25 protein-coding genes are annotated in these 24,443 nt (G+C 74.7%); 15 read left to right on the forward strand and 10 right to left on the reverse strand.

Annotation, left to right across the window (positions count from 1 at the left end; all coding sequences use genetic code 11):
- Positions 1–7 precede the first annotated feature (7 nt).
- The 5 genes from ACA361_RS08300 to fdhA all read left to right on the forward strand — a co-directional run bounded on the left by ACA361_RS08300 (position 8) and on the right by fdhA (position 5,415).
- Positions 8–628: a TetR/AcrR family transcriptional regulator gene (locus ACA361_RS08300; RefSeq protein ID WP_375011225.1), complete on the forward strand. Its 621-nt coding sequence runs from the start codon at positions 8–10 to the stop codon at positions 626–628.
- A 14-nt stretch (positions 629–642) separates the two neighbouring features.
- On the forward strand, positions 643–1,065 hold the full coding sequence (locus ACA361_RS08305) for a nuclear transport factor 2 family protein (RefSeq protein ID WP_375011226.1): 423 nt from the start codon (positions 643–645) through the stop codon (positions 1,063–1,065).
- Positions 1,062–2,387 carry a phosphotransferase family protein gene (locus ACA361_RS08310; protein ID WP_375011227.1) on the forward strand — a complete coding sequence of 442 codons (1,326 nt, stop codon included), beginning with the start codon at positions 1,062–1,064 and terminating at the stop codon, positions 2,385–2,387. Before ACA361_RS08305 ends, ACA361_RS08310 begins: the two co-directional genes overlap by 4 nt.
- A 51-nt stretch (positions 2,388–2,438) precedes the next feature.
- The gene (locus ACA361_RS08315) at positions 2,439–4,076 is read left to right on the forward strand and encodes a serine/threonine-protein kinase (protein ID WP_375011228.1); all 1,638 of its coding nucleotides are present in this window, start codon (positions 2,439–2,441) and stop codon (positions 4,074–4,076) included.
- Positions 4,077–4,203: 127 nt separating this feature from the next.
- Positions 4,204–5,415, forward strand: a complete 1,212-nt coding sequence (gene fdhA / locus ACA361_RS08320) for a formaldehyde dehydrogenase, glutathione-independent (RefSeq protein WP_375011229.1) — start codon at positions 4,204–4,206, stop codon at positions 5,413–5,415.
- On the opposite strand, the gene ACA361_RS08325 is transcribed toward fdhA, so the two are convergent.
- From ACA361_RS08325 to ACA361_RS08355, 7 genes are all read right to left on the reverse strand, one after another.
- Positions 5,412–5,918 carry an NADPH-dependent FMN reductase gene (locus tag ACA361_RS08325; protein WP_375011230.1) on the reverse strand — a complete coding sequence of 169 codons (507 nt, stop codon included), beginning with the start codon at positions 5,916–5,918 and terminating at the stop codon, positions 5,412–5,414. The two genes, fdhA and ACA361_RS08325, sit on opposite strands and share 4 nt — an antisense overlap.
- A complete protein-coding gene (locus tag ACA361_RS08330) occupies positions 5,915–6,304 on the reverse strand; it encodes a rhodanese-like domain-containing protein (RefSeq protein WP_375011990.1) in 390 nt (129 codons plus the stop codon). The genes ACA361_RS08325 and ACA361_RS08330 overlap by 4 nt, the downstream gene beginning before the upstream one ends.
- Before the next feature lie 5 nt (positions 6,305–6,309).
- The gene (locus ACA361_RS08335; RefSeq protein WP_375011231.1) at positions 6,310–6,792 is read right to left on the reverse strand and encodes a cysteine dioxygenase family protein; all 483 of its coding nucleotides are present in this window, start codon (positions 6,790–6,792) and stop codon (positions 6,310–6,312) included.
- Between the two features lie 157 nt (positions 6,793–6,949).
- The gene (locus tag ACA361_RS08340; RefSeq protein WP_375011232.1) at positions 6,950–8,086 is read right to left on the reverse strand and encodes an aromatic acid exporter family protein; all 1,137 of its coding nucleotides are present in this window, start codon (positions 8,084–8,086) and stop codon (positions 6,950–6,952) included.
- On the reverse strand, positions 8,083–9,483 hold the full coding sequence (locus ACA361_RS08345) for a sugar porter family MFS transporter (protein WP_375011233.1): 1,401 nt from the start codon (positions 9,481–9,483) through the stop codon (positions 8,083–8,085). Before ACA361_RS08345 ends, ACA361_RS08340 begins: the two co-directional genes overlap by 4 nt.
- Position 9,484: 1 nt before the next feature.
- On the reverse strand, positions 9,485–10,534 hold the full coding sequence (locus ACA361_RS08350) for a glucose 1-dehydrogenase (RefSeq protein WP_375011234.1): 1,050 nt from the start codon (positions 10,532–10,534) through the stop codon (positions 9,485–9,487).
- A 105-nt stretch (positions 10,535–10,639) separates the two neighbouring features.
- Positions 10,640–11,488 (reverse strand): SMP-30/gluconolactonase/LRE family protein, encoded by an 849-nt coding sequence (locus ACA361_RS08355; protein ID WP_375011235.1) that lies wholly within the window; start codon positions 11,486–11,488, stop codon positions 10,640–10,642.
- Between the two features lie 50 nt (positions 11,489–11,538).
- On the opposite strand from ACA361_RS08355, the gene ACA361_RS08360 reads away from it, so the two are divergent.
- From ACA361_RS08360 to crcB, 4 genes are all read left to right on the forward strand, one after another.
- Entirely contained in the window at positions 11,539–12,480 is a 942-nt protein-coding gene (locus tag ACA361_RS08360) for a carbohydrate kinase (RefSeq protein ID WP_375011236.1), read from the forward strand.
- A gap of 66 nt (positions 12,481–12,546) precedes the next feature.
- Positions 12,547–13,629: a hypothetical protein gene (locus ACA361_RS08365; RefSeq protein ID WP_375011237.1), complete on the forward strand. Its 1,083-nt coding sequence runs from the start codon at positions 12,547–12,549 to the stop codon at positions 13,627–13,629.
- A 5-nt stretch (positions 13,630–13,634) separates the two neighbouring features.
- A complete protein-coding gene (locus tag ACA361_RS08370; protein ID WP_375011238.1) occupies positions 13,635–14,111 on the forward strand; it encodes a fluoride efflux transporter FluC in 477 nt (158 codons plus the stop codon).
- Entirely contained in the window at positions 14,108–14,473 is a 366-nt protein-coding gene (crcB, locus tag ACA361_RS08375; protein WP_375011239.1) for a fluoride efflux transporter CrcB, read from the forward strand. Before ACA361_RS08370 ends, crcB begins: the two co-directional genes overlap by 4 nt.
- Positions 14,474–14,482: 9 nt before the next feature.
- On the opposite strand, the gene ACA361_RS08380 is transcribed toward crcB, so the two are convergent.
- Both ACA361_RS08380 and ACA361_RS08385 read right to left on the reverse strand, forming a co-directional pair.
- Positions 14,483–15,502 (reverse strand): cytochrome d ubiquinol oxidase subunit II, encoded by a 1,020-nt coding sequence (locus tag ACA361_RS08380; protein WP_375011240.1) that lies wholly within the window; start codon positions 15,500–15,502, stop codon positions 14,483–14,485.
- Positions 15,503–15,504: 2 nt separating this feature from the next.
- The gene (locus ACA361_RS08385; RefSeq protein WP_375011241.1) at positions 15,505–16,890 is read right to left on the reverse strand and encodes a cytochrome ubiquinol oxidase subunit I; all 1,386 of its coding nucleotides are present in this window, start codon (positions 16,888–16,890) and stop codon (positions 15,505–15,507) included.
- Positions 16,891–16,963: 73 nt separating this feature from the next.
- Between ACA361_RS08385 and ACA361_RS08390 the strand changes: the two genes are divergently transcribed.
- Positions 16,964–17,812 carry an NAD-dependent protein deacetylase gene (locus ACA361_RS08390; RefSeq protein ID WP_375011991.1) on the forward strand — a complete coding sequence of 283 codons (849 nt, stop codon included), beginning with the start codon at positions 16,964–16,966 and terminating at the stop codon, positions 17,810–17,812.
- Positions 17,813–17,845: 33 nt separating this feature from the next.
- Here ACA361_RS08390 and ACA361_RS08395 read toward each other — a convergent pair whose 3' ends face one another.
- The gene (locus ACA361_RS08395) at positions 17,846–18,883 is read right to left on the reverse strand and encodes a LacI family DNA-binding transcriptional regulator (protein ID WP_375011242.1); all 1,038 of its coding nucleotides are present in this window, start codon (positions 18,881–18,883) and stop codon (positions 17,846–17,848) included.
- 156 nt (positions 18,884–19,039) lie between these two features.
- Between ACA361_RS08395 and ACA361_RS08400 the strand changes: the two genes are divergently transcribed.
- Genes ACA361_RS08400 through ACA361_RS08420 form a run of 5 tightly spaced genes read left to right on the forward strand, consistent with a single transcriptional unit; the run spans position 19,040 to position 24,396 of the window.
- Entirely contained in the window at positions 19,040–20,341 is a 1,302-nt protein-coding gene (locus ACA361_RS08400; RefSeq protein ID WP_375011243.1) for an extracellular solute-binding protein, read from the forward strand.
- Positions 20,338–21,213, forward strand: a complete 876-nt coding sequence (locus ACA361_RS08405; protein WP_375011244.1) for a carbohydrate ABC transporter permease — start codon at positions 20,338–20,340, stop codon at positions 21,211–21,213. The genes ACA361_RS08400 and ACA361_RS08405 overlap by 4 nt, the downstream gene beginning before the upstream one ends.
- A complete protein-coding gene (locus tag ACA361_RS08410; protein WP_375011245.1) occupies positions 21,210–22,103 on the forward strand; it encodes a carbohydrate ABC transporter permease in 894 nt (297 codons plus the stop codon). The genes ACA361_RS08405 and ACA361_RS08410 overlap by 4 nt, the downstream gene beginning before the upstream one ends.
- 37 nt (positions 22,104–22,140) lie before the next feature.
- Entirely contained in the window at positions 22,141–23,547 is a 1,407-nt protein-coding gene (locus ACA361_RS08415; RefSeq protein ID WP_375011246.1) for a glycoside hydrolase family 5 protein, read from the forward strand.
- A 33-nt stretch (positions 23,548–23,580) separates the two neighbouring features.
- Positions 23,581–24,396 carry a MerR family transcriptional regulator gene (locus ACA361_RS08420; RefSeq protein WP_375011247.1) on the forward strand — a complete coding sequence of 272 codons (816 nt, stop codon included), beginning with the start codon at positions 23,581–23,583 and terminating at the stop codon, positions 24,394–24,396.
- Positions 24,397–24,443: the final 47 nt, after the last annotated feature.

Genomic DNA, 24,443 nt, shown 5'->3' on the forward strand with positions numbered 1-24,443 from the left:
CACGGCCATGCCGAGCGAGCCGGAGCCGGCGCCGCTGACCGAGCGCGGCGCCCGTACCAGGGAGCGCCTCATCGCCGCCGCGCGCGAGGTGTTCGAGGAGCGCGGCTTCCTGGACACCCGCGTCGCGCACATCGCCCGGCACGCCAAGGTCGCCTACGGCTCGTTCTACACCTACTTCCCGTCCAAGGAGGCGGTCTTCCTGGAGGTCGCCGACCGGCTCTTCCAGGACATGACCGAGAACTCCCTCGTCCCGCCCGCCGGCCCCTCCCCCGCCGCGCGGATCCGCCGCGCCAACCGCGCGTACTACCAGGCGTACCTGCGCAACGCGAAGATGATGGCGATCATCGAGCAGGTCGCGACGTTCAACGAGGAGTTCCAGGAGATGCGCCGCAAGCACCGCGCCGCCTCCCTCGGCCGCTCCGCGCGGGCGATCGCGCGCTGGCAGCGGGCCGGCCTGGTCGCCGCCGACCTCGACCCCGAACTCGCCGCCCGCGCCCTGTCGGCGATGGTCGACCACAGCCTCTACCTCTGGCTCGTCCAGGGCGACGACGCCCCCGGCACCGAACGGCTCCTCGACACCCTGGACGCGCTCTTCGTCCGGGCGCTCGGGCTGCCCGACACCCCCTGAACAGGAGGCACCCCGTGCACCAGGAACACGTGCACCAGGAACTGGCCGACCGCTTCATCGGCGCCATCACCGCCGGCGACGTGGCCACCCTGCGCTCGCTGTACGCGCCCGGCGCGCTGATCTGGCACAACGGCCCCGGCGAGGGCGGCGGCGAGGAGCAGGGCGTGGAGGACAACCTGCGGACGCTGCGCTGGCTGTCGCGCAACCTGGAGGGGTTCCGGTACGAGGAGATCCGCCGCGACCCGATGCCCGGCGGCTACGTCCAGCGGCACGTCCTGCGCGGGAACCTGCCCGGCGGCGACCCGGTCGAGATCGCCGCCTGCCTGTTCGTCACCGTCGACGGCGGCCGCATCGCGCGGATCGAGGAGTACGCCGACACCCGCGGCAGCGACCCGCTGCGCGCCCTCGCCGCCGCCCAGCGCGCGGCCCGGGCATGACGGCCGGGCTCGGCGAGCGCCTCGCCGAACTCACCGGCGCCGAGGTGACCGGCCTGCGCCGGCTGTCGGGCGGGGCCAGCCGCGAGACCTGGTCGTTCGACGCCGCCGGCCGCGGCCTCATCCTGCGCCGCGATCCCCCGGCCGCCCCCGACCCGGCGGCCATGGCGCGCGAGGCGGCGCTGCTCACCGCCGCCGCGGGCGCCGGCGTCCCGGTGCCGCGGGTGGAGTCGCACGGCCCCGACCTGCTCGGCTCGCCGTACCTGGTCATGGAGCGCCTCGACGGCGAGACGATCCCGCGCCGGCTGCTGCGCGACGAGCGGTTCGCGAAGATCAGGCCGCGGCTGGCATACGAGCTGGGCACCGTCCTCGCCCGCCTGCACACGCTGGCGCCCGACACCGTCCCCGGGCTCCCGGACGGCGACCCGCTGGAGGAGCTGACCGAGCACTACGAGTCGTACGGCGAGCCGCGCCCGGCGGTGGAGCTCGCCCTGCGGTGGCTCGGCGAGCACCGCCCGCCCCCGGCGGACCGGCGCGCCCTCGTCCACGGCGACTTCCGCAACGGCAACCTGATGATCGGCACCGACGGCGTGCGCGGCGTCCTGGACTGGGAGCTGGCGCACGCCGGCGACCCGGCCGAGGACCTCGGCTGGCTGTGCGTGAAGGCGTGGCGGTTCGGCTCGCCGCACCCGGCGGGCGGGTTCGGGAGCCGCGCGGACCTGCTCGCCGGGTACGCCGCCGCCGGCGGCACCCCGCCCACCGACGAGGAGCTGCACTGGTGGGAGGTGTACGGCACGCTGCGCTGGACGATCCTCTGCCGCCACCAGGCCGAGCGGTACCTCAGCGGCGCCGACCCGTCGATCGAGTACGCCGTCCTCGGCCGGAAGGTGTGCGAGCAGGAGCACGACCTGCTCCTCGCGCTCGGCCTGACCTCGCCGTCGACCGTCCCCGACCCGCTCGACGGGCACGTGCCGGGCGCGGCGGCCGGGCCGCACGACCGGCCCGGCGCGGCCGACCTCATCGACGCCGCCGCCGCGTTCCTGCTGGAGGCCGAGCAGCCCGACGAGCGGCTGCGCTTCCACGCCCGGGTGGCCGCGTCCGCGCTCCGCATCGCCCGCCGCGAGCTGCTGCTGGGCGACGCCCACCGGGAGGCCCACCGCGAGCGGCTGCGTGCCCTCGGCTGCGCGGACGACGCCGAACTCGCCGAGGGCATCCGCTCCGGCCGCTTCGACGGCCGGACGGACGAGGTCGTCGCGGCCGTCCGCGCCGCCGTCGCCGACAAGCTCACCGTCACCAACCCCCGCCACCTGTCCGTTCCCGGCTGACGGCCAAACCGGCGCGGCTCCGGGAGCGTCCCATGTTCGGAGGTGGCGCCGGTGACCGGATGGCGGGTGTCGGGATTCGACGAGGTACGGGAGCTGGGCCGGGGCGCCCAGGGCCGGGTCGTGCTCGCCCGGCACGCGCGGGCGGGCACTCCCGTCGCGATCAAGTACCTGGCCGAGGGCGCGGACGCGGCGGCGCGGGAGCGCTTCCGGGACGAGGCGCGGCTGCTGGGCCGCATCGACGACCCGCACGTCGCGCGGCTCTACCGGCTGGTCGAGTCGGAGGGCCGGCTCGCGATCGTCATGGAGGCCGTGAACGGCGTCTCGTTCAAGGAGATCCTCGCCCGGTACGGGACGCTCGGCCCGGAGGCGGCGCTGACCGTGCTCAAGGGCTCGCTGCTCGGGCTGGCCGCCGCGCACGCGCTCGGGGTCGTGCACCGCGACTACAAGCCCGCCAACGTGATCGTCCCGGCCGACGGCAACAGCAAGCTCATCGACTTCGGCGTGGCGACCGCGCTGGGCTCGTCCGCCGGCGCCGGGACGCCCCTCTACATGGCGCCGGAGCAGTGGCGCGGCGAACCGGCCACGCCCGCCACCGACGTGTACGCGGCGACGTGCGTGTTCTTCGAGTGCGTGACGGGGCGCCGGCCGTACGGGGCGGCGGACCGCGCGGCGATCGCGGCCGGGCACCTGTCCGCGCCGGTCCCGGCGGAGGAGGTGCCGGGGCCGCTGCGGCCGCTGGTGGAGCGGGGCATGGCCAAGCACGCCGGCGCCCGGCCCGAGAGCGCCGCCGCGTTCGTCGCCGAGCTGGAGGAGACCGCGAGCGCCGCGTACGGGCCGGACTGGGAGGCGCGCGGCGTGCGCGCCCTCGCCGGCGCCGCCGTCGCGTTCGCGGCGCTCTTCCCGCTGGCCGCCGGGCTGCTCTCGGGCGGCGCGGCGTCCGCGGCGTCCGCGGGCGCGGGATCGGCCGGGGTGCTGGGGGCGCTGGGCACCAAGACCGCCGCGGTCATCGCCGGCACGGCCGTTGCGGGGAGCGCGGCCGGCGGCGCCGGCGTCTACCAGGCCCTGCGGGACGACCCGGAACGCCGCCCGGCCGCGGTGGTCTCGCCCGCCGCCCGGCCGCCCGGCCGGACGCTGGCGCTCGGCGGCCTCACGCTCGTGGTCCCGCCGTCGTGGCGGTCCAAGCGCCTGCCGGGCGTCACCGGCGGCACCAGCGGCAACCACCGGGTCAACTTCCCCGGGCCGTGCCGGGTGCCCAAGGTGGTGCGTGACCTCGCCGAGGAGCGCGGCGAGCGGACCGAGGACTCGGGCAACTACCACGACTACTGCCCGAGCTTCGCCGTGATCACCGAGCCGTGGTCGAACGACGGCACCCGGGGCTGGCGGACGTTCCGCGCCGGCGCGCCCTGGGGGCCGGAGACCGACGTGTCGCACGTCTGCCCGAAGCGCGCCGACATGGTCGGGGCCGGCCGCTCGACCCTCGTCCGGCGCGGGCTGGCGCCGGTCGGCTCCCGGCAGGCCGAGTACCGCGAGTGGCGCATCAGGTGCCTGCTCATGCGGGACCCCTCGGTGGAGACGAACGTGTCGTTCGTCCAGCGCGTCTGGTACCTGCCGCGCTCGAAGGTCCTCATCGTCGACGAGTGGGAGACGCCCGGCCTCGCCGAGATCCTCCGCAAGGCCACCTGGTCCTGAATCGCCATACATGGGCGGTTTACCATTAAACGTCCCGGACGTACGATTCGGTGGTCAAGACGCCGCAGGAGCGGTTCTTGCCAGCCGCTCCCGGCGCCGCGAGGCACTCTTCGAAGGGGAAGCGGCCATGGCGAACACCAACCGGGGCGTCGTCTACCTCGGACCGGGCAAGGTCACCGTCCAGGATCTGGACTACCCGAAGCTGGAGCTGGCCGAGCAGGGCGGGCGCAAGCTGCAGCACGGCGTGATCCTGAAGACCATCGCCACCAACATCTGCGGCTCCGACCAGCACATGGTGCGCGGCCGGACGACCGCCCCGGCCGGGCTCACCCTCGGCCACGAGATCACCGGCGAGGTGGTCGAGGCGGGCCGGGACGTGGAGTTCGTGAAGCCGGGCGACATCGTCAGCGTCCCGTTCAACATCGCCTGCGGCCGCTGCCGCAACTGCAAGGAGCGGCACACCGGCGTGTGCGAGAACGTCAACCCGGCCCGCGCGGGCGCCGCGTACGGGTACGTGGACATGGGCGGCTGGCGCGGCGGCCAGGCCGAGTACGTGACCGTTCCCTACGCCGACTTCAACGTGCTGCGCTTCCCCGCCGACCGCGACACGGTGATGGCGAAGATGCGCGACCTGGCGATGCTGTCGGACATCTTCCCCACCGGCTACCACGGCGCGTACACCGCGGGCGTGACGACCGGGTCGACGGTGTACGTGGCCGGCGCGGGGCCGGTCGGGCTGGCGTGCGCGACCTCCTGCCTGCTGCTCGGCGCGGCCGTGGTGATCGTCGGCGACATGAACGCCGAGCGCCTCGCGCAGGCGCGCAGCTTCGGCTGCGAGACCATCGACCTGTCCGCGCACGACGACGTCGCGGCGCAGATCGAGCAGATCCTGGGCGTTCCCGAGGTGGACGCCGCGGTCGACTGCGTCGGCTTCGAGGCGCGCGGGCACGGCCCGGAGGGGTCGGCCGGCGAGCAGCCCGCCACGGTGCTCAACTCGATGATGGACATCACCCGGGCGGCCGGCCGGCTCGGCATCCCGGGGCTGTACGTGACCGGCGACCCGGGCGGTGTGGACGAGCACGCCAAGGTCGGGCAGCTGGGCATCCGGATCGGGCTGGGCTGGGCGAAGTCGCACGTCCTCACCACCGGCCAGTGCCCGGTGATGCGCTACAACCGGCAGCTGATGATGGCCATCCTGCACGATCGCGTGCAGATCGCCCGCAACGTCAACGCGACCGTGATCCCGCTGGACGAGGCCCCGGACGGGTACCACGACTTCGACCGGGGAGCGGCCCGCAAGTACGTCATCGACCCGCACGGCGTCCTGCCCGCGGCCTAGGTGAGCGCCCCCTCCAGCTGCGGGGCCAAGGCGTCCGCCCAGGCGGCGAGGGTCTCCTCCGCGTCGCCGAGCTGCGCTTCCAGGAGCGCCAGGCCCGGGGTCGGGACGCGGGCGCCCAGCTCCACCAGGAGCGGGCGCAGGTGGACCTCGACGGCCAGGGCGTGCTTGGCGTCGCCCATGACCAGGAGGGGCAGCGCGGCGGTGCCGGACAGCGCCCCTCCCGGCAGGCGGTCCAGGAACGCCTTCAGCAGTCCCGTGTAGGTGCCCTTGTACGTGGGGCTCGCCACCACCAGCACGTCGGCGGCGGCGAGCTCCAGGGCCGACTCCACGGCGGCCGACGGGCGGGGCGACAGGAGGTGCGGCGCGAGGGCCGTCAGGTCGATGGTCGCGTGCGGCCCGGCGCCGAGGCGGCGGGCGACGGCCGAGGCCGCCTGGCCGGCGGCGCGGTGCGTGCGGGAGGCGGGGCGGGGGTTGCCGACCAGCGCGACGACGCGCGCGGTCACCGGCCGGCCCCGTCCGTGGCGGGCAGGCCCGCCGCCCGCCAGGCCCGGAACCCGCCCGCCACGTCGGTGGCGCGGGTGAGGCCGAGGTCGTGCAGGGACGCGGCGGCGAGGCTGGAGGTGTAGCCCTCCGAGCACAGGACGATGGCGCGCACGTCGTGGCCGGTCGCCTGCGGGATCCGGGCGTCCGAGGACGGGTCGAGCCGCCATTCCAGGACGTTGCGTTCGATGACCAGCGCGCCCGGCACCTCGCCCTCGGCCGCCCGCTGCGCGGCCGGGCGGATGTCGACCAGCAGCGCGCCGGCCCGCGCCTCGGCGTGCGCCTGAACGGGGTCGAGGCGGTCCAGCCGCGCGCGGGCCGCGGCGAGGACCTCGTCGATGGTGCGGATCGCCGTCACCACTGGCCGGCCTCCTCGGTGGCCAGGCGGACCAGCCCGGCGTCGGTGCGTTCGTAGCGGTTCATGACGGACAGCGGCGGCGAGTAGACGTGCACGCTGACGGCCGGCGCGGCGGAGGTGTTCCGGACGTCGTGGACGTACTCGGGCCCGAACGCGCGGACCTCGCCGGCGGCGACGTCCCGGACGGCGGCCGTGTCGTGCTCCTCCAGGGAGCCGAGGACGACCGCGAACGCGCCGCGCGAGCCGCCGTGGTCGTGCAGCCCGGTCGCCTGGCCGGGCAGCCAGCTGATCAGCCACACCTCGGTGTCGTCGTCCCGGTGCAGCCGCTCGTACCAGCGGCCCTGCGGGTCGAGCCGGACGCGCGGCAGCCACTCGTCGGCGGCGGCCGCCAGGTCCCCGGCCCGGCGGGCGAGATCGGAGGCGGCGGAGGCGGCGTCGGCCGAGGCGGTGGCGGCGGGCGCGGGAAGGCTCACGGTCATGGCGGATGGTTCCTCTCACTGTCGGGCACGGCTGGCGTCTTCGGTCAGGCGTGCCGACACAGGTCGCTGGCCTGCCGCCGGAAGTCGACGTGCAGGCGCGACCAGAGAGGGAGTCCCGCGGGCATGGGAAGGAGCCTGCCAGCAAATCCCTACTAAGTCAATCGGATTTATGGAATGGATGCCGGAGGCGGGCGAGGCGGTGCGGCCACGGCAGCCGCGGCGGCTCGGGCACCTCGAAGCGGCCGGCGCCCTCCCGCACGGCGGCGACCGCGTACTCGGCCGGGACGCCGGCGAAGACCAGCAGGTCGGCGGCCACCGCGCGCAGGCCGGCGGCGGCGTCGCGGCCGGCCGCCTCGGTCTCCAGCCCGGAGTCGTTGAGGCCGCCGACGACCTCCAGCACCCGCTCGGTGGCGCGCTGCCGGGCGGCCTGGTCGCCGGGGTCGGCGGCCAGCGCGTGCAGGATCGCGGTGATCTCCTTCAGGGCGGGGGCGAGCAGCGCGCGCTCGTCCGGCCCTGCCGCCAGGGCGGTGCGCGCGAGCATCAGGCAGCTGCCGCCGAGGAGGTCGAGATGGCCGGCGTTCTCCCGCTCCCGGGCGGAGGGCGCGGTGCGGAACCGCCACGCGATCGAGTAGCGGATCACCGACGTGCTGGCCTGCCGGGTCCTGGCCAGGTCGGCCAGCCCGTCGCGCATGGCGCGCAGCGCGGTCATCGCCCGCTCCGCGAGCCGCTCGTCGCCGCGTTCCAGCGCGTCGCAGGTCAGCTCCAGGCCCGCCGCCATGCGGTCCAGGGCGGCCGTCTCCGCGCGCCGCAGCAGCGCGACCGGCTCGGGCGTGAACAGCAGCTGGCTGAACAGGAGCGCGACACCGGCGCCCACCAGCGCGTCGACCACCCGGTAGAAGCCCGCGCTGTCGGTGCCGACCGCGACCGTGAGGACCGCGCCCGCACCGGCCTGGGCCAGCACGATGCGCGGCTCGTCCAGCAGCCGCGCCACCACCAGCGCCGCGAACACCGCCAGCGCGAGGCTCCCGTAGCCGCCGCCGAGCGCCGCCAGCACGACCTCCCCGGCGACGATCCCGACGAGCACGCCCAGCAGCAGCCGCAGGGCGTTGCGGCCGCGGTCGCCGCGCGAGGCGTTCAGCGCCACCACGGCGGCGACCGGCGCGAAGAACGGATCGTCGTGGTCCCCGAGCGCGCGGGCGATCCACCACGCCAGCGTGGCCGCGGCGGCCTGCTGGAGCAGCGGCCAGGCGGCCGCGGCCGCCCGCCGCCAGGACCCGCCCGCGGCCCCGCTCACGTCCCGAAGCGCGCCCGCATGTCGGACTCGACCTCGCCGAAGTCCCGGTCCTTGGTCTCCGGGATGTAGCGCAGCGCGAACAGGAAGCCCGCCGCCGAGACCACCGCGAAGATCCAGAACGTCTGCCCCTCGCCGATCGCGCCGGCGAGCGGCAGGAAGACCAGGCTGACGGCGAAGTTGGCGGCCCAGTTCACCGCGGTGGACGCGGCGGAGCCGGTCGACTTGGCGTCCGGCGGGAAGATCTCGCCGATCAGCGTCCAGAACACCGGGCCCACGCCGACCGCGTACCCGGCGATGTAGAGGACCATGATCGCCAGGGCGAGGACGGAGTTCAGCCCGACCACGAACGCCAGCCCGAGCAGCAGCATCGTCACCGCCATCACGCCGAACGAGACCAGCAGCAGCGCCCGCCGCCCGGCCCGGTCGATCAGCCGGATCGCGACCAGCGTCATCGCCAGGTTGATCAGCCCGATGGCGATCGAGTAGAAGATCGCGTTGGACGCGGTCAGCCCGGTCCGCTCGATGATCGTCGGCGCGTAGTAGATGATCGTGTTGATCCCGGCGAACTGCTGCGCCGCCGCCAGCACCAGCCCGACGATCAGCGCCGGCCGGACCCGGCGGGCCAGCAGCACGTGCCGGCCGCCCGCCCGCCGCGGCCCGCGCGCCTCCGAGGCCGTCCGGTCGAGCCGTTCCACGACGCGGTCGGCGGTGTCCCGGTCGCTGACCGAGGCGATCAGGTCGCGGGCCCGGCCGTGCTCGCCGCGCGCCAGCAGCCACTGCGGCGACTCCGGCAGCACCCACAGCGCCGACACCACGATCACCAGCGCCGGCACCGCCCCGACCGCGATCATCCCCCGCCAGTCCCCGCCGCCCGCGAACACCAGGTTGACCAGGTACGCGACGAGGATCCCGACGGTGATCATCAGCTGGTTGAGGGTCAGCACCCGGCCCCGGATGCGGGTCGGCGAGATCTCCGACAGGTACGGCGGCACGGTCGCCGACGAGGCGCCCACCGCCAGGCCCAGCAGCAGCCGGCCCAGGATCAGCGTCCAGTAGCCGGTGGAGAACACCGCGATCGCGGTGCCGATCAGGAAGACGAGCCCTTCCAGGCCCAGCAGCCTGCGCCGCCCGAGCCGGTCGGCGAGCCGGCCGGAGCCGAGCGCGCCCGCCATCGCGCCCAGCACGAGCACGCTGACCACGCTGCCCTGCTCGAAGTCGTTCAGGTCGAAGTCGTGCTTGATGAACAGCAGCGCCCCGGAGATGACGCCGGTGTCGAAGCCGAACAGGAAGCCGCCGACCGCGATCAGCACGGCCCACGTCCAGATCTTGCGCATGCCCGAGGCCGGGATCTCCGGCAGCGGGCCCTCGCTGACGGGGGCGCTGGAGAAGCCCTGCACCTCAGGCCGCCAGGTCCACGACGACCTTCACGTCGTCCTCGTGCTTGCGCAGGCCGTCGAGGAAGCCCTCCATCGGGACGCGCCGCGTGATCAGCCGGGCCAGCCAGTCCTGGTCGGCGCGGGCGAGCGCGGCGGCGGCCTCCTCGAAGTCGCGGCGCGAGGCGTTCACGGAGCCGAACACCACGGTGTTCTCCAGCACGAGCGTCTTGTTCAGCTCGTCGAAGCCGGCCTCCACCTTCGAGGAGCCCGACGAGATCCCGGTCAGGCAGATCACCGCGTCCGGGGCGGTGGACCGGGTGACCTCGAAGACCAGCGGCCCGTGCCCGGTGCACTCGATCACCACGTCCGGCTCGAAGCCCAGCGAGGCCACGTCCCCGGCGTGGTACGTGGCGCCGAGGTCGGCGACCAGCCGCGGCTTGGGCCCGCTCTCGACGATGTCGAGCACGTGCACGTCCAGGCCGCGCTGGACGCCCATCATCGCGGCCAGCAGCCCGATCGGCCCGGCACCGGTGACCAGCGCCCGCTCCGGCCGCCAGGACGTGCGGGTCAGGAACCGCCCGGTCTGCCCCCACGCCTTGGCCACCACCGACGCCGGCTCCATGAGCACGCCGCGCTCGCCGAGCGCGGGATCGAGCCTGACCGCGAACTCCGGCTCGATCCGCCAGCGCTCCGACCCGAACCCGTCCCGCTCCTTGATGCCGCGCTCGGTGTAGCGGCCGTTGCGGCAGAAGTCCCATTCGCCGTTGGCGCACGGCACGCACGGCACCGGATCGGGCCGCCGGACGATCCCGGCGACCAGGTCGCCCGCCGCAAACCCGCTGCCCTCGGGGGCCTCCAGCACGGCACCGAACGACTCGTGGCCGATCAGCAGCCGGTCGCGGCCGGGCGGCGCCCAGCCGTACCCGTCGCCGGACACGATGTCGGCGTCGGTGCCGCAGATGCCCAGCAGCCTGCCCTCGACCAGGATCGAGCCCGCCGCCGGGTCGGGCTCGGGGACGTCGTCGACCCGAACCGCGCCGGAGGTGCCCGGATCCACCGTGATCGCTCTCATCGCCGTCCCCGCCGCCGAAGTTGCCGATGCCCCTCCGGTGCCCTCCGCGATCATGAATAAACACGAGGTCAGAGGCGGTTTCCGGCGGTACGGCCGGAGCCCCGTTCAGCCGGCGAACTCGCGCACCGGCAGGCCCCGCACGCCGGGCCGCGCCCGGAACAGCGACCCCGCCCGCGGCTCCTCCTCCGGCGGCAGGCCCTCCCGGGACGTGGTCATGTACAGCTCGTCCAGGGCGGCGCCGCCGAACGTACACGCCGTCACCTGCCGGACGGGCAGCTCGATCTCCTCGTCCACCGCCCCGAACGGCGTGTAGCGGCGCACCCTCCCGGCGTGGTTCAGCGCGACCCAGACACCGCCGGCGGCGTCGACGGTCAGCCCGTCCGGGTGGCCGTCGGCGCGGGCGATCTCCGCGAACGGCCGCCGCCCGGTCAGGCCGCCCTCCGGGTCGTAGTCGAAGACGTCGATCCGGCCGGTCGGCGTGTCGTTGTAGTAGGCGACGGCGCCGTCCGGGCTCCACTCCAGCCCGTTGGAGATCGTCACGTTCTCCAGGACGGCGCGCACGGACCCGTCGGGGTCGAGCCGGTACAGCGCCGCGCCGCCCTCGTGCTTGTCGTAGGCCATCGAGCCGCAGTAGAAGCGGCCGTCCGGGTCGCAGCCGCCCTCGTTCATCCGCACGCCCCGGTCGTCCCACACCTCGGGCAGGTGCGTGACCGTGCCGTCGGGGTCCTCCAGCGCGAAGCCGCGCTCGACGCCGATGACGGCCCCGCCGCTCTCGCGCGGGCGCAGCGCCGCGGCGACCTCGCCCACGTGTCGGCGGCCGACCGTCCCGTCCGCGGCGAGCGACAGCACGTCCCCCGCCAGCATGTCCACCCAGCGCAGGCCGCCCCAGCGCGGCGACCACACCGGCCCCTCCCCGTGGTAGGCGACCGGATCCGTGACCTGTTCGGCCTTCATGGCCTCACCCCCTGCGCCCTCCCTTCCCGCGTTGAGATGATCGGATCACCATGGAGCACATCACTGTGATCGGCGAGGCGGTGGCCGACGCGTTCCTGCCCGCCGGACGGGCCGCGGACGGCGCGCTGCGGATGGAGGTGCGGCCGGGCGGCGGGCCCCTCAACACGGCCGTGGGGCTCGGCCGGCTCGGCACGCCGGCGGCGTTCGCGGGACGGCTCGCGGCCGGGCCGTTCGGGGACCTGTTCCGCGAGCGGCTGGCGTCGTCCCGGGTCGGCCTGGCGCCCGCGGTGGCCGCCGCCGAGCAGGCCACGCTCGCCGTCACCGCGGTCGGGCCGGGCGGCGGCGCGGGCTACGAGTTCTACGCAGAGGGCACCGCCGACTGGCAGTGGACCGCGGCGGAGCTGGACCGGATCCCGGCGGGGGCGCGCTGCCTGCACACCGGGTCGATGGCCCTGGTCCGCGAGCCCGGCGGGCCGCTCATCGAGGAGCTGCTGGCGCGGCGGCGGGCGGGCGCCACCATCTCCATCGACCCCAACGTCCGGCCGCTCTTCGCGCCGGCCGAGCGCTACCGCGACCGGCTGCCCGTGTGGACGTCGCTCGCGGACGTCTTCCGGCTCAGCGAGGAGGACCTGGCGGTGCTGGCCCCGGGCACCACGCCGGAGGACGCCTGCGACGCCTGGCACGCCAACGGCGTCCGCCTCGTCGCCGTCACGCTGGGCGCGCGGGGCGCGCTCCTGTCGCTCGGCGGCGACCGCGTGACCGTCCCGGCGCCGGAGATCGAGCCGGTGGACACGGTCGGCGCGGGCGACGCGTTCACCGCGGGGCTGCTGCACCGGCTGGACGGGCAGGGGCGGCTGGGCGGCCGGCTGGACGGGCTGACGCTCGCCGAGGTCACGTCGGCGGCGGAGTTCGCGGTCCGGCACGCGGCCGCGACCTGCCTCGTTCCGGGCGCCGATCCGCCGTGGGGCGACCAAGATCCACCATCTGGGTGATTCCGTCGTGACGATCCGGCCCTCTCCCGCTCACCCCGCCCGGATCCGTCGGTATCTTCGGGGACCATGTTCAGTGCCCGCGTGTTCGACCGCCCGGCGGCGGGCGGCGAGCGACCCTCGGTGTCCCGCCCCGCCGTCCCCGCCGACGAGGTCGACAAGATCGTCTCGTATCTGAAGAACGGCCGGATGGTGATCGCCGCCCGCTCGTTCGCGCCCGACGAGGTGGAGCCGTCCCGCGGCGACCAGGTGCCGCTGATCTTCCTCACCGACGGGACGTGGGTCTGGGCCGGCGCCGTCCACTACTACCTGGAGAAGCACGGGATCGCGCCGGAGCCGGCGCTCCTCGCGCACATCCGCGCCCAGGGGTACCGGCCGCCCGAGGTGGACGAGGCCGTCATGGAGACCGCGATCGAGATCGCCACCGGGAAGCGGGAGGCCGACCCGTCGCCGCCCGCGCCGCCGCCGCCCGCACCGCCCGGCGCGGCCTATCCCGGCCCGCCGCCCGGCGCTCCGCCGGCGCCGGGCGCTCCGCCGATGCCCGGGGCCCCGTACGGCGCGCCCGGATACCCGCCGCCGCCCGGATTCGGCCCCGGCCCCGCGGGCCCGCCGCCGCCCATGCCCGGCGGCTACCCGCCCGGCACGCCCGTACCCGGCCAGATGATGCCCGGCCCGCCCGTTCCTGGTCAGATGATGCCGGGCCCGCCCGGGCCGCCCGGGCCGGGCGGCTTCCCCGGGCAGCCCGGCCAGTACCCGCCGCCGGCCGGGCCGGGCTACGGCCCGCCACCGGGCCCGTTCGGGGCGCCGCCCGGCCACGGTGCTCCCCCGCCGCTGCCGGACGCGTTCCAGGCCCCCGGCGGGTACGCGCCCGGCCCGCCCGCGCCGCCCTACCCGGGGCAGCCCGTCCCGGCGGCCGACGACCCGCTCGCCACCCTGGAACGCAGGCTCCGCGAGCTGGGCGCCGACCCCGGCGCGTACCGGATCAACGACGCCGCCGAGGGCGTGTGGAGCCTGCTGCCCGAGGCCGGCCGCTGGTCGGTGTTCCTCCTGCAGAACGGTCAGCGCCGCAAGCAGGTCATGTTCGACACCCACGACAGGGCCGCCGCGTACCTGCTGGGTGCGGTGCTGTTCTTCCCGCGCCCGCTACCGTAGGCCGGGTGAGCGACGACCACGCGACCGGCCGGGACGTCGATCTCCACGTCCCGGCGCGGCGGGCCGGGACGTCCCGGACGGCCCCGTGGTCGACGCTGGGCGCGGTCGCGGCGGGCGGCGCGTGCGGGGCGCTGGCCCGGTACGGCGTCGCGGCGGCGTTCGGTCACCCCGCCGGGGCGTTCGCGTGGGCGACGTTCACCGTGAACGTGTCCGGCTGCCTGCTGATCGGGATCCTGATGGTCGCGATCACCGAGGTGTGGGCGGCGCACCGGCTCGTCCGGCCGTTCCTCGGCGTGGGGGCGCTCGGCGGGTACACCACGTTCTCGACCTACGCCGTGGACGCGCAGCGGGCCGTCGAGGCCGGGTCGCCGGCCACCGCGCTGGTCTACCTGGCCGTGACGCCGGTGTGCGCGCTGGCCGCGGTCCTGGCCGGCGCGCGGCTGGCCCGCGCGCTGCTCCCCGCCCGCGCGGAGGGGCGGTGACGGTCCTGCTGGTGGCGCTGGGCGCGGCCGCCGGAGCCCCGCTGCGCTACCTGATCGACCGCGCGGTCCAGGCGCGGCACGACTCGGCGTTCCCGTGGGGCACGTTCACGGTGAACGCGGCGGGCTGCGCGGTGCTGGGGTTCCTGGCCGCGCTGCCCGCCGGGTCCGGGCCGATGGCGCTGGCGGGGACGGGCTTCTGCGGCGCGCTGACCACGTACTCCACGTTCGGGTACGAGACGGTGCGGCTGGCCGAGCGGGGCGCCCGCACGGCCGCGCTGCTCAACGTCGGCGCGTCCGTCGCGGCCGGGCTGGGCGCGGCCTACGCCGGGATGGTGCTGGCCCAGGCGGTCACCGGCGGCTGAGCGGGGCCGTCAGTGCCGCTCCGCCTCGGCGGCCTCCCCGCCCTCCTCCCGCTGGAACGTCCAGTACAGCCACCACAGGGACGGCAGGAGCAGCAGGGCGCCGACCGCCAGGGCGCCCAGGCTCGCGGTCAGGACGGTGTCGGTCGCGGCGGCGTCCGCCACGTCCACGCCCGGCAGCAGGTGCGGGTACTGGCCGAGGCCCCAGCCCCACAGCAGCCCGACGACGGCGAGCGCGGCGGTCACCCGTACGGCCACGTAAGCGCGGCGCCATAGCAGCGCCAGCGACGCGAGCCCGGCCAGGATCGACACGGCCAGCAGCGGCAGCGCGCGGCCGGAGGTCAGCTCGTCGAACAGGTTCCGCGCGTCGGCGTACAGGACGGCCAGGCCCAGCGCCGACAGCGCGCCCACGGCGGCGCCCGCGATGAGCGCCCGCCGGCGGAACGCCTCCGCCAGCGCGGTGTCGCCGCCGCGCTCGGCGTCCCGGGTGAGGAAGACGGCGGCCAGGTACGCGGCGACGCCGACCGCCAGCGCCCCCGAGATCAGCGAGGTCGGGTTGAACCAGCTGGTGACCAGGTCTCCCGCGGCGATGCCCGGCGGCACGCGGCCGGAGGCGATGGCGCCCGCGACCGTGCCGAGGAAGAACGGCGTGACCACCGACGAGAACGCGAACGTCGCGCCGAACAGCCGCTGCTGCCACAGCTCGCTGCTCGCCTTGCGGAACGCGAACGCGGCGCCGCGCGCGATGATGCCCAGCGCGACCAGCGTCAGCGGGATGTAGAGCGTCGAGGCGATCGCGGCGAACACCGGCGGCAGGCCCGTCCAGGTCACCACGATCACGAAGATCAGCCACACGTGGTTGGTCTCCCAGACCGGGCCGATCGAGTGCTCCACCAGCGCCCGCTGCGGGCGGCCCCGCTCGCTGCCCCCGGCGAGCAGGTCCCACACGCCGCCGCCGAAGTCGGCGCCGCCGAACAGCACGTACGCGGTGAGCCCCAGCCAGAGCACGGCCAGCAGGATCTCGTGCAGCATCGTCAGACCACCTTGAACCCGGTGACGTCGCGTTCCTGCGGGGCGATCGGCACCGGCCGGTCGCGGGCCATCCGGCGCAGCACGTACACCGTCGCGACCGTCAGCACCGCGTACACGGCGGTGACCAGGACGAAGCCCCAGACGAGGCCGGGCGCGGGGTTGACGGCGTCGGCGGTGCGCATCACGCCGTACACGATCCACGGCTGGCGGCCGACCTCGGTGACCGTCCAGCCCGCCTCCAGCGCCAGCACGGCGGCCACGCCGGAGACGGCGGTGGCGCGCAGGAACCACGCCGTCCGGGGCAGGGTCCGGCGGCGCCACCAGCAGAGCCCGAGCCAGAGCGCCAGGGCCAGCAGCGCGAAGCCCATCCCGACCATGATCTGGAACGCCCAGTGCACGATGTTGACCGGCGGCCGCTCGTCCGCGGGCACCTCGTTCAGGCCGGTGATCTCGGCGTTCGGGTCCCAGTGCGCCAGCAGCGACAGCCCGTACGGGATCTCGACGCCGTACCGCAGCTCCCCGTCGACCGCGACGCCGCCCAGGTGCAGCGGCACGGCGCGCTCGGTCTCGAACACGCCCTCCATCGCGGCCAGCTTGACCGGCTGGTTGTCGGCGACGAAGTGCGCCGCCCAGTCCCCGACGCCGATCTGCACCGGCGTGATGATCGCCGCGACGGTGAACGGGATCAGCAGCCCCAGCCGGTGGTAGCGGTCCCGGCGCCCGCGCAGCATCGCCACCGCGTACACGCTCGCCATCAGGTACCCCGCCACCATGAACGCGGCGAGGATCATGTGCACGGTCTGCGGCGGGGTGGCCGGGTTGAACATCGCCGCCCACGGGTCGACCGCGACGACCCGGCCGTCCGCGGTCGAGAACCCGGTCGGCTGCTGCATCCAGGCGTTGGCCGTCACGACGAAGAACGCGCTGGCGACCCCGGCGATCACGATCGGGATCCCGGACAGCATGTGCGGGACGGGCGGCAGCCGGTCCCAGGCGTACAGGTAGATCCCGAGGAAGATCGCCTCGATGAAGAAGGCGATGCCCTCCAGCGAGAACGGCAGCCCGATGACCTCGCCGTAGGTGCCCATCATCCCCGGCCAGAGCAGCCCCATCTCGAACGACAGGATCGTCCCGGACACGGCGCCGACCGCGAACAGCACGCCCATCGCGCGGCCCCAGCGGCGGGCGAGCAGCCGGTAGTTGTCGTCGCCGGTGCGGTGCCCGCGCCACTCGGCGATCAGCGTGATGGCGGGCATCCCGACGCCCAGGCAGGCCAGCACGATGTGCCAGCCCAGCGAGAGCGCCATCTGCATCCGCGCCGCCCCGAGGTCGGCGGTGGTGACCGCCTCCAGGGCCGTCATGGTGGTCCCGTCCACGGGTGGCTGCATACCCGCACACCTGTGATGACACCTCTCGTTCGGCACCCGGGTGATCGGGCACCATGGAGGGGTGACATCGGTGATGGCGCCGCCGCCCGGCGCGGAACGCTCCCTGGACGCGCTGGCCGACCTCGTGGCCGACGGCGACGTGGTGGTGCTGAGCGGGGCCGGGCTGTCGACCGAGTCCGGCATCCCCGACTACCGGGGCGAGACCGGACGGGCGCGGCGGTCGGATCCGATGACGTACCAGGCGTTCACCGGTGCCGCGGCGAACCGGCGGCGGTACTGGGCGCGCAGCCATCTGGGGTGGCGGCACATCGAGCGGGCCGAGCCCAACGCGGGCCACCGCGCGGTCGCCGAGCTCCAGCGCCGGGGGCTGGTCTCGGGGATCATCACGCAGAACGTGGACGGCCTGCACCAGGCCGCCGGGGCGGGCGGCGTGATCGAGCTGCACGGCGCGCTCGGCCGGGTGCTGTGCCTGGGCTGCGGCCGGCGGACCCCGCGCGGTGAGCTGCACGAGCGGCTGTCGGCGGCCAATCCCGGCTGGGACGCCGCCGCGGACACGATCAATCCCGACGGCGACGCCGATCTGGAGGGCGAGCTCATCGACGCGTTCCGCGTGGTGGACTGCCTGTCCTGCGGCGGGATCCTCAAACCGGACGTGATCTTCTTCGGCGAGAACGTGCCGCGACCGCGGGTCGCCGAGTGCTTCGGGCTGACCGAGCGGGCCGGGACGCTGCTGGTGCTGGGCTCCTCGCTGACCGTGATGTCGGGGTACCGGTTCGTCCGCCGCGCGGCCGAGCTGGGCATCCCGGTGGCGATCGTCAACCGGGGCGCGACCCGCGGCGACGCCGACGCCCTGACGACGCTCGACGCCCCGCTCGGCGCCGCCCTGAGCGCCCTCGTCGGCCGGCTGGACCGGACCGGCTGAGCAGGCCGGCCGCACGGCCGGCCCCTGCGCGGATCACGGCGGGGGCGCGGTGCTCTCCCGGACGACCAGCTCGGTCGCCAGCTCGACGCGCCGGGTCTCCGGCGTCTCGCCGCGCGCCATCCGCAGCAGCATGCGGGCGGCGAGCGCGCCCATCTCGGCCAGCGGCTGGCGGACGGTGGTGAGCGGCGGCGAGAACCAGCGCGACACCGACAGGTCGTCGAACCCCACGATGCTGAGGTCCTGCGGGATCCGCAGCCCGCGCTCGCGGGCCGCCTCGCACGCCCCGTACGCCTGCTGGTCGGACCCGGCGAAGATCGCGGTGGGCGGGTCGGGCAGGTCCAGCAGCAGCCCGGCCTGGACGTAGCCGCTCTCGTGGTGGAAGTCGCCGTACCGGACCAGGTCCGGGTCGGCCGGCAGGCCCGCGCTCTCCAGCGCGCCGCGGTGGCCGTCGAGCCGGGCCCGGCTGCACAGCAGGCCCGCCGGCCCGCTGATGATGGCGATCCGGCGGTGCCCCAGCTCGGCCAGGTGGCGGGTGGCGGCCATCCCGCCGGCCCAGTTGGCGGCGCCGATGGACGGGATCCGCGGGTCGGGCTCGCCGCGCGGGTCGATGACGACGTACGGGACGTCCAGCGACTCCAGCCGGGCGAGCTGCCCGGGGGCCAGCTCCTCCAGGACGAGCACGACGCCCTCGGAGCGGCGCCGGACGAGGTTGTCGAGCCACTGCCGGGCCGGCTCCCCGCCGCCGTCGGCACCGGCGCCCGCCGCGGACCCGGGGTGGATGGCCGAGACGACGGTGCCGAGACCGGCGGCGCGCGCCACCTCCTCGGCCCCGCGGATGATCTCGACGGCCCAGGGGCTGTCGAGTTCGCCGAAGACCAGGTCGACCAGCCCGGCCGGATCGGCGCCGCGGCGTCCGGCGCGCGGGTAGGCGTGCTTGTCGAGCAGTTCCTCCACCCGGCTGCGGGTGCCGGCCGCCACGTCGGCACGGCCGTTGAGCACCTTGGACACGGTCGAGACCGACACCCCGGCCTCGCGCGCGATGGACGTGATCGTGACACGCGGCTGCACCATGGGGGCATCCTACTCCGAAAATTTTCGATGGCCCGGCCCCATACAAAAGCGGATTCTCGATATTGACAGGGGTCCGCCCCGCTTCTAGTTTCCGAAACATATCGGGAACATTTCGAACATCGCTGTCCGGGGGCGGCGCCTCAGGAGGTGCGAAAGGTGTTCAGGAATCGTCGCGGCGCCGGATGGACGGCGCTGATCGCCGCGGCCGTGCTGGCCGCCGGCGCGTGCGGAACGTCGGGCCCGGCGGGCGGCGGCGCCGCCGGGGAGATCCGGGCCTGGACGCTCCAGGGCGACGCCGTCAACAAGGTCGAGCGGGACGGCGTCACGGCGTTCAACAGGTCCGGCGGCACCGACGTCCGGCTGGAGACCTTCCTCAACGACCCGTACAAGCAGAAGCTCCAGGTCGCGATGGGCGCCCCGAACGCGCCCGACGTGTTCCTCAACTGGGGCGGCGGGCACCTGAAGCAGTACGTCGACGCCGGCCAGGTCGCCGACCTCACCGCCGAGTTCCAGAAGGACCCGGCGTGGCTGAACTCGTTCCTCCCGTCGGTGATGAAGACGGCGCAGCTCGGCGGGAAGTACTACGGCGTCCCCGAGCGCGGCATGCAGCCGATCGTCCTCTTCTACAACAAGGACGTGTTCGAGGCGGCCGGCGCGCGGCCGCCGAAGACCTGGGACGACACCCTCGAACTGGTCGACACGTTCAAGGCCCGCAAGATCACGCCGTTCGCGCTGGCCGGCTCGCAGGGCTGGACCGAGCTGATGTGGCTGGAGTACCTGCTCGACCGCGTCGGCGGGCCCGCCAAGTTCCAGGCGATCATGGACGGGAGGCCCGGCGCGTGGAGCGACCCGGCGGTGCTCCGGTCGCTGACGATGATCCGGCAGCTCGTCGACCGCGGCGCGTTCGGGACCAGGTTCGGCTCCGTCGACTACGACGTGGGCGGCGCCTCGACGCTCTTCGCCAAGGGCCGCGCGGCCATGCACCTGATGGGCTCGTGGGAGTACGCCACCCAGCTCGGCCAGAACCCCGACTTCGTCAGGAAGGCCCGCATGGGCTGGGTGCCGTTCCCCTCGGTCGCGGGCGGAGCCGGCGACCCGCGCAACATCGTCGGCAACCCCACCAACTTCTACTCGGTGAGCGCGAAGACCAAGGACAGGGCGGCCGCGGTCAGGTTCCTCAAGGAGACCATGACCTCCGACGCCTACGTCCAGGGCATGATCGGCGTCGGCGAGATCCCGGCGATCAAGGGGCTGGAGCCGAAGCTGCGCTCCGGGCCGGACGCGGCGTACAGCACGTTCATCTACTCGATGGTGAGCGGCGCGCCCGAGTTCACCCAGTCCTGGGACCAGGCGCTGACCCCGTCGGTGTCGGAGGCGCTGCTCACCAACCTGCAGAAGCTGTTCCTGAAGGAGATCGACCCCGGCGAGTTCGCCGCCGCGATGGGCAAGGCCAAGTGAGGCAGCGCCCCGGGACGGCCTGGGCGGCGCCCGCCCTCGCCTTCTTCGCGGTCTTCGCGGTGGCGCCGCTGGCGCTGGTCGCCGTGCTCAGCTTCACGGCGTGGAACGGCCTCGGCTCCCCGCAGTGGGCCGGCACCGCGAACTGGACCCGGATGGGCCAGGACGCGGCGCTGCCCGGCTCGCTGCGGCTGTCGCTGATCCTCACCGCCGCGGCCTGGTGCGTCCAGACCCCGATCAGCCTGCTGCTCGGGGTCTGGGCCGCCGGCCGCGGCCGGGGCCGGGCGGCGCTGAGCGCGGTGTTCTTCGTGCCGCTGCTGATGTCGAACGCGGCGGTCGCGCTGCTGTGGCAGTCGCTGCTGGACCCGAACTTCGGCCTGGCCGACCTCGTCGGCCCGCTGCTGCTCGCCCGGGACGGCGACATCCTCGGCGAGCCGTCCCGGGCGCTGGCCGCCGTGGTGCTCGTGGTGTCGTGGCAGTTCGTGCCGTTCCACGTGCTGCTCTACCAGGCCGGCGCCCGGCAGATCCCGGCGGTGCTGTACGACGCGGCGGCCATCGACGGCGCCGGCCGGGTGCGGCGGTTCTTCTCGATCACGCTGCCGCAGCTGCGCTACACCGTCGTGTCGTCGACGGTGCTGATCCTGGTCGGGTCGTTCACCTACTTCGAGACGATCCTGCTCATGACCGGCGGCGGGCCGGGCACCGCGACCCGGGTGCTGCCCCTGCACATGTACCTGACCGGTTTCTCCGCGTTCGAGATGGGCTACGCCAGCGCGCTCGCCGTCCTGCTGGTGGTCGTCGGGACCGCGCTGTCCATCGTGATCGTCCGCACCACCGGCTTCGCGTCGATGCGCAGCAGGCGGGAGGGGCTGTGACCGTGCACCCCCGGCTGACCGCCGCGCCGCCGAAGGGCACCGCCGCCGCCCGGCGGGCCCGCCCGCTGGCCGCCGCGCGGCGCGCGAACCCGCTCGCCATGGCGGCCGCGCTCGCCTGGCTCGTGGTGGTGGGCGTCCCCCTGTACTACCTGGTGGCGGTGAGCCTGCGCACCCGGGAGGACTACCTGACGGCGGGCCCGCTCTCCGCGCCCACCTCCCCCACGCTGGAGAACTACTCCACCGTGCTCGGCGGCGGGTTCGGCCGCTACCTGCTCAACACGACGATCGTGACGGCCGCGTCCGTCGCGCTGGTGCTGGTGCTGGCGCTGCCCGCGGCGTACGCGATCGTCCGCGGCTCCGGGCCGCTGCTGCGGGCCGGGTTCTCGCTGCTGCTGCTCGGGCTGGCCATCCCGGCCCAGGCGGTGATCGTCCCGGTCTACCTGATCATCACCCGGCTGCACCTGTACGACTCGCTCGCCGGGATCGTGCTGCCGACCGCCGCGTTCCTGCTGCCGATGGCGGTGCTCGTGCTCACCACGACGCTGCGCGACATCCCCGAGGAGCTGTACGAGGCGATGGCGATCGACGGCGGCGGGGCGGTGCGGGTGCTGCGCGCGCTGGTGCTGCCGCTCAGCCGGCCCGGGCTGGTGACGGTCGGGATCTACGTGGCCGTCAACGCCTGGAACGGCTTCCTGTTCCCCCTGGTCCTGACGCAGTCGGAGGACCGCCGCGTGCTCACCATGGGCCTCTGGAGCCTCCAGGGCCAGTACACCTCCAACGTGCCGGCGCTGATGGCGGCGATGACGCTGTCGGTCCTGCCGGTGTTCGCCTTCTACCTGATCGGGCGCAGGCGCCTGGTCGGCGGGCTGACCGCCGGGTTCGGCAAGTGACGGGACCGAGGAACCGAGAACGAGGAACGGAGTGCACATGACCGACGACCAGCGGTTCCTGCGGGTGGCCGGCGACCGGCTCACCGACGGCACCGGCGCCGCCGTGCGGCTGCGCGGGGTCGGGCTCGGCGGCTGGATGAACATGGAGAACTTCATCACCGGCTACCCGGCGACCGAGACGCTGATGCGCCGGGCGGTGCTCGGCGTCCTCGGCGAGGAGCGGTACCGGCGGTTCTTCGACCGGCTGCTCACCGCCTTCTTCACCGACGCGGACGCCGCCTACCTCGCCTCGCTCGGCCTCAACTGCGTGCGGCTGCCGCTGAACTACCGGCACTTCGAGGACGACCGCGCCCCATTCAAGATCATTGAGTCGGGGTTCGCGCAGCTGGACCGGGTGATCGACAGCTGCGCCCGGCACGGCCTCTACACCGTCCTGGACCTGCACGCCGCCCCCGGCGCGCAGAACCACCACTGGCACAGCGACAACCCCGTCCACGTGCCGCTGCTCTGGGAGCACCCGCACTTCCAGGACCGGGTCGTCAACCTGTGGCAGGCGATCGCCGACCGGTACGCCGGCCACCCGTGGGTCGCCGGCCACAACCTGCTGAACGAGCCCGCCGACCCCACCGGCGAGATCATCGGGCCGTTCTACGCCCGGCTCGCCGACGCCGTCCGGGAGGCCGACCCCCGGCACACCCTCTTCCTGGACGGCAACACCTACTCCACCCGCTTCGACATGTTCGGCGAGCCGCGCGAGAACACCGTCTACACCTGCCACGACTACGCCCTCGCGGGCTTCGTGTACGGCGGCCCCTACCCCGGCCGCACGGAGGGCGTGTGGGTGGACCGCGACCAGCTGGCCGAGAAGTTCCTCGAACGCACCGCCTACCAGCGCCGAACCGGCACCCCCATCTGGGTCGGCGAGTTCGGCCCCGTCTACACCGGCGACCCGGAACGGGACGCGCAGCGCTACCAGATCCTCCGCGACCAGCTCGACATCTACGACGCCCACGGCGCCGGCTGGTCGCTGTGGACGTACAAGGACGTCGGGCTCCAGGGCCTGGTGCACACCGACCCCGGCAGCCCGTACGCCCGGCGGTTCGGGGCGTTCCAGGCCAAGAAGACGCGGCTCGGCGCCGACCACTGGGGATCGACGGACGCGGGCGTGCGGCACCTCACCGAGCCGGTGCACGCGTTCATGACCGAGGAGTACCCGGACTTCGACCCGTACCCGTTCGGGCGGCGCAAGTTCACCGAGGACCTGATGCGGCACATCCTGTTCGCCCAGCCGCTGACGGTCGAGTACGCGGACCTGTTCCGTGGCCTGGACGACGGCGAGCTGGACGCCCTGGCCGACTCGTTCGCGTTCGGCTCGTGCGTCCGCCGCGAGCCGCTCGCGGACGTCCTGGCCGAGCGCTGCCGGACCGCGGAGCGGCCGCTTTGACCTTGCCGCGACGTCAACGTTTCTAATGGAGGCATGCGGATCGGCGAACTCGCCGCGCTGGTCGGGGTGTCCACCCGTACCGTGCGGCACTACCACCACCAGGGGCTGCTGCCCGAGCCCGAGCGGCTGGCCAACGGCTACCGCGAGTACCGGCTGCGGGACGCGGTCGCGCTGGCCCGGATCCGGCGACTGACCGAGCTGGGCCTGTCGCTGGACGAGATCCGCGACGTCCTGGCCGACGACCGGGGCCGGGAGCTGCGCGAGGTGCTCCAGGAGCTGGACGCCGACCTGGCCCGGCAGCAGGAGGCGATCGCGGCCCGCCGCGAGCGGCTGGCCGCCCTCCTGGCCGAGCCCGACGTGCACCCGGACGCGGCGGTGTCCCCGGCCATGGCCGCCGTCCTGCGCGACCTGCCTCCCGACGGCGGCACGGCGATCGGCCGGCTCGACCGCGAGCTGATGATGATGATCGACACCGGCGCGGCCGACGGCGACCGGTCCGCGTACGCCGAGCTGCTCCAGCCGCTCACCGCGCCCGGCATGGCCGAGCGCGGGGCCGGGCTCTACGCCCGGCTGGACGAGCTGGCCGACGCGGACCCCGGCGACCCGCGCGTCGCCGAGACCGCCCGCGAGATGGCCGACTACATCCCCGGCGAGATGGCCGCGGTGATGATCACCAGCCTGGAGGACCCGGCCACCGGCGGCTGGCTGGCGGAGATGAGCCAGGAGATGACTTCCGCCCAGGCCGAAGCGTTCCGCCTGCTCATACGCACCCTGCGAGCGCGCGCCCGCGAGGGCCTGCCGCCCGGCGAACGGGCGGACGACGGCAGAGCGGATGACGGCGGAACATAGGACGACCAGTGCGAACGACGCCCCAGGCGGACGCCGGCCCGGCGTTC

Source organism: Actinomadura sp. 21ATH, assembly GCF_041951345.1.
Taxonomy (GTDB): Bacteria; Actinomycetota; Actinomycetes; order Streptosporangiales; family Streptosporangiaceae; genus Spirillospora.

Coding starts and splice junctions, on each gene's coding strand:
- ACA361_RS08365 (WP_375011237.1), top strand. CDS start 12,547: ATGTTCAGTGCCCGCGTGTTCGACCGCCCGGCGGCGGGCGGCGAGCGA.
- ACA361_RS08415 (WP_375011246.1), top strand. CDS start 22,141: ATGACCGACGACCAGCGGTTCCTGCGGGTGGCCGGCGACCGGCTCACC.
- ACA361_RS08350 (WP_375011234.1), bottom strand. CDS start 10,534: ATGAGAGCGATCACGGTGGATCCGGGCACCTCCGGCGCGGTTCGGGTC.
- ACA361_RS08420 (WP_375011247.1), top strand. CDS start 23,581: ATGCGGATCGGCGAACTCGCCGCGCTGGTCGGGGTGTCCACCCGTACC.
- ACA361_RS08390 (WP_375011991.1), top strand. CDS start 16,964: ATGGCGCCGCCGCCCGGCGCGGAACGCTCCCTGGACGCGCTGGCCGAC.
- ACA361_RS08310 (WP_375011227.1), top strand. CDS start 1,062: ATGACGGCCGGGCTCGGCGAGCGCCTCGCCGAACTCACCGGCGCCGAG.
- fdhA (WP_375011229.1), top strand. CDS start 4,204: ATGGCGAACACCAACCGGGGCGTCGTCTACCTCGGACCGGGCAAGGTC.
- ACA361_RS08335 (WP_375011231.1), bottom strand. CDS start 6,792: ATGACCGTGAGCCTTCCCGCGCCCGCCGCCACCGCCTCGGCCGACGCC.
- ACA361_RS08355 (WP_375011235.1), bottom strand. CDS start 11,488: ATGAAGGCCGAACAGGTCACGGATCCGGTCGCCTACCACGGGGAGGGG.
- ACA361_RS08380 (WP_375011240.1), bottom strand. CDS start 15,502: ATGCTGCACGAGATCCTGCTGGCCGTGCTCTGGCTGGGGCTCACCGCG.
- ACA361_RS08395 (WP_375011242.1), bottom strand. CDS start 18,883: ATGGTGCAGCCGCGTGTCACGATCACGTCCATCGCGCGCGAGGCCGGG.
- ACA361_RS08385 (WP_375011241.1), bottom strand. CDS start 16,890: ATGCAGCCACCCGTGGACGGGACCACCATGACGGCCCTGGAGGCGGTC.
- ACA361_RS08300 (WP_375011225.1), top strand. CDS start 8: ATGCCGAGCGAGCCGGAGCCGGCGCCGCTGACCGAGCGCGGCGCCCGT.
- ACA361_RS08360 (WP_375011236.1), top strand. CDS start 11,539: ATGGAGCACATCACTGTGATCGGCGAGGCGGTGGCCGACGCGTTCCTG.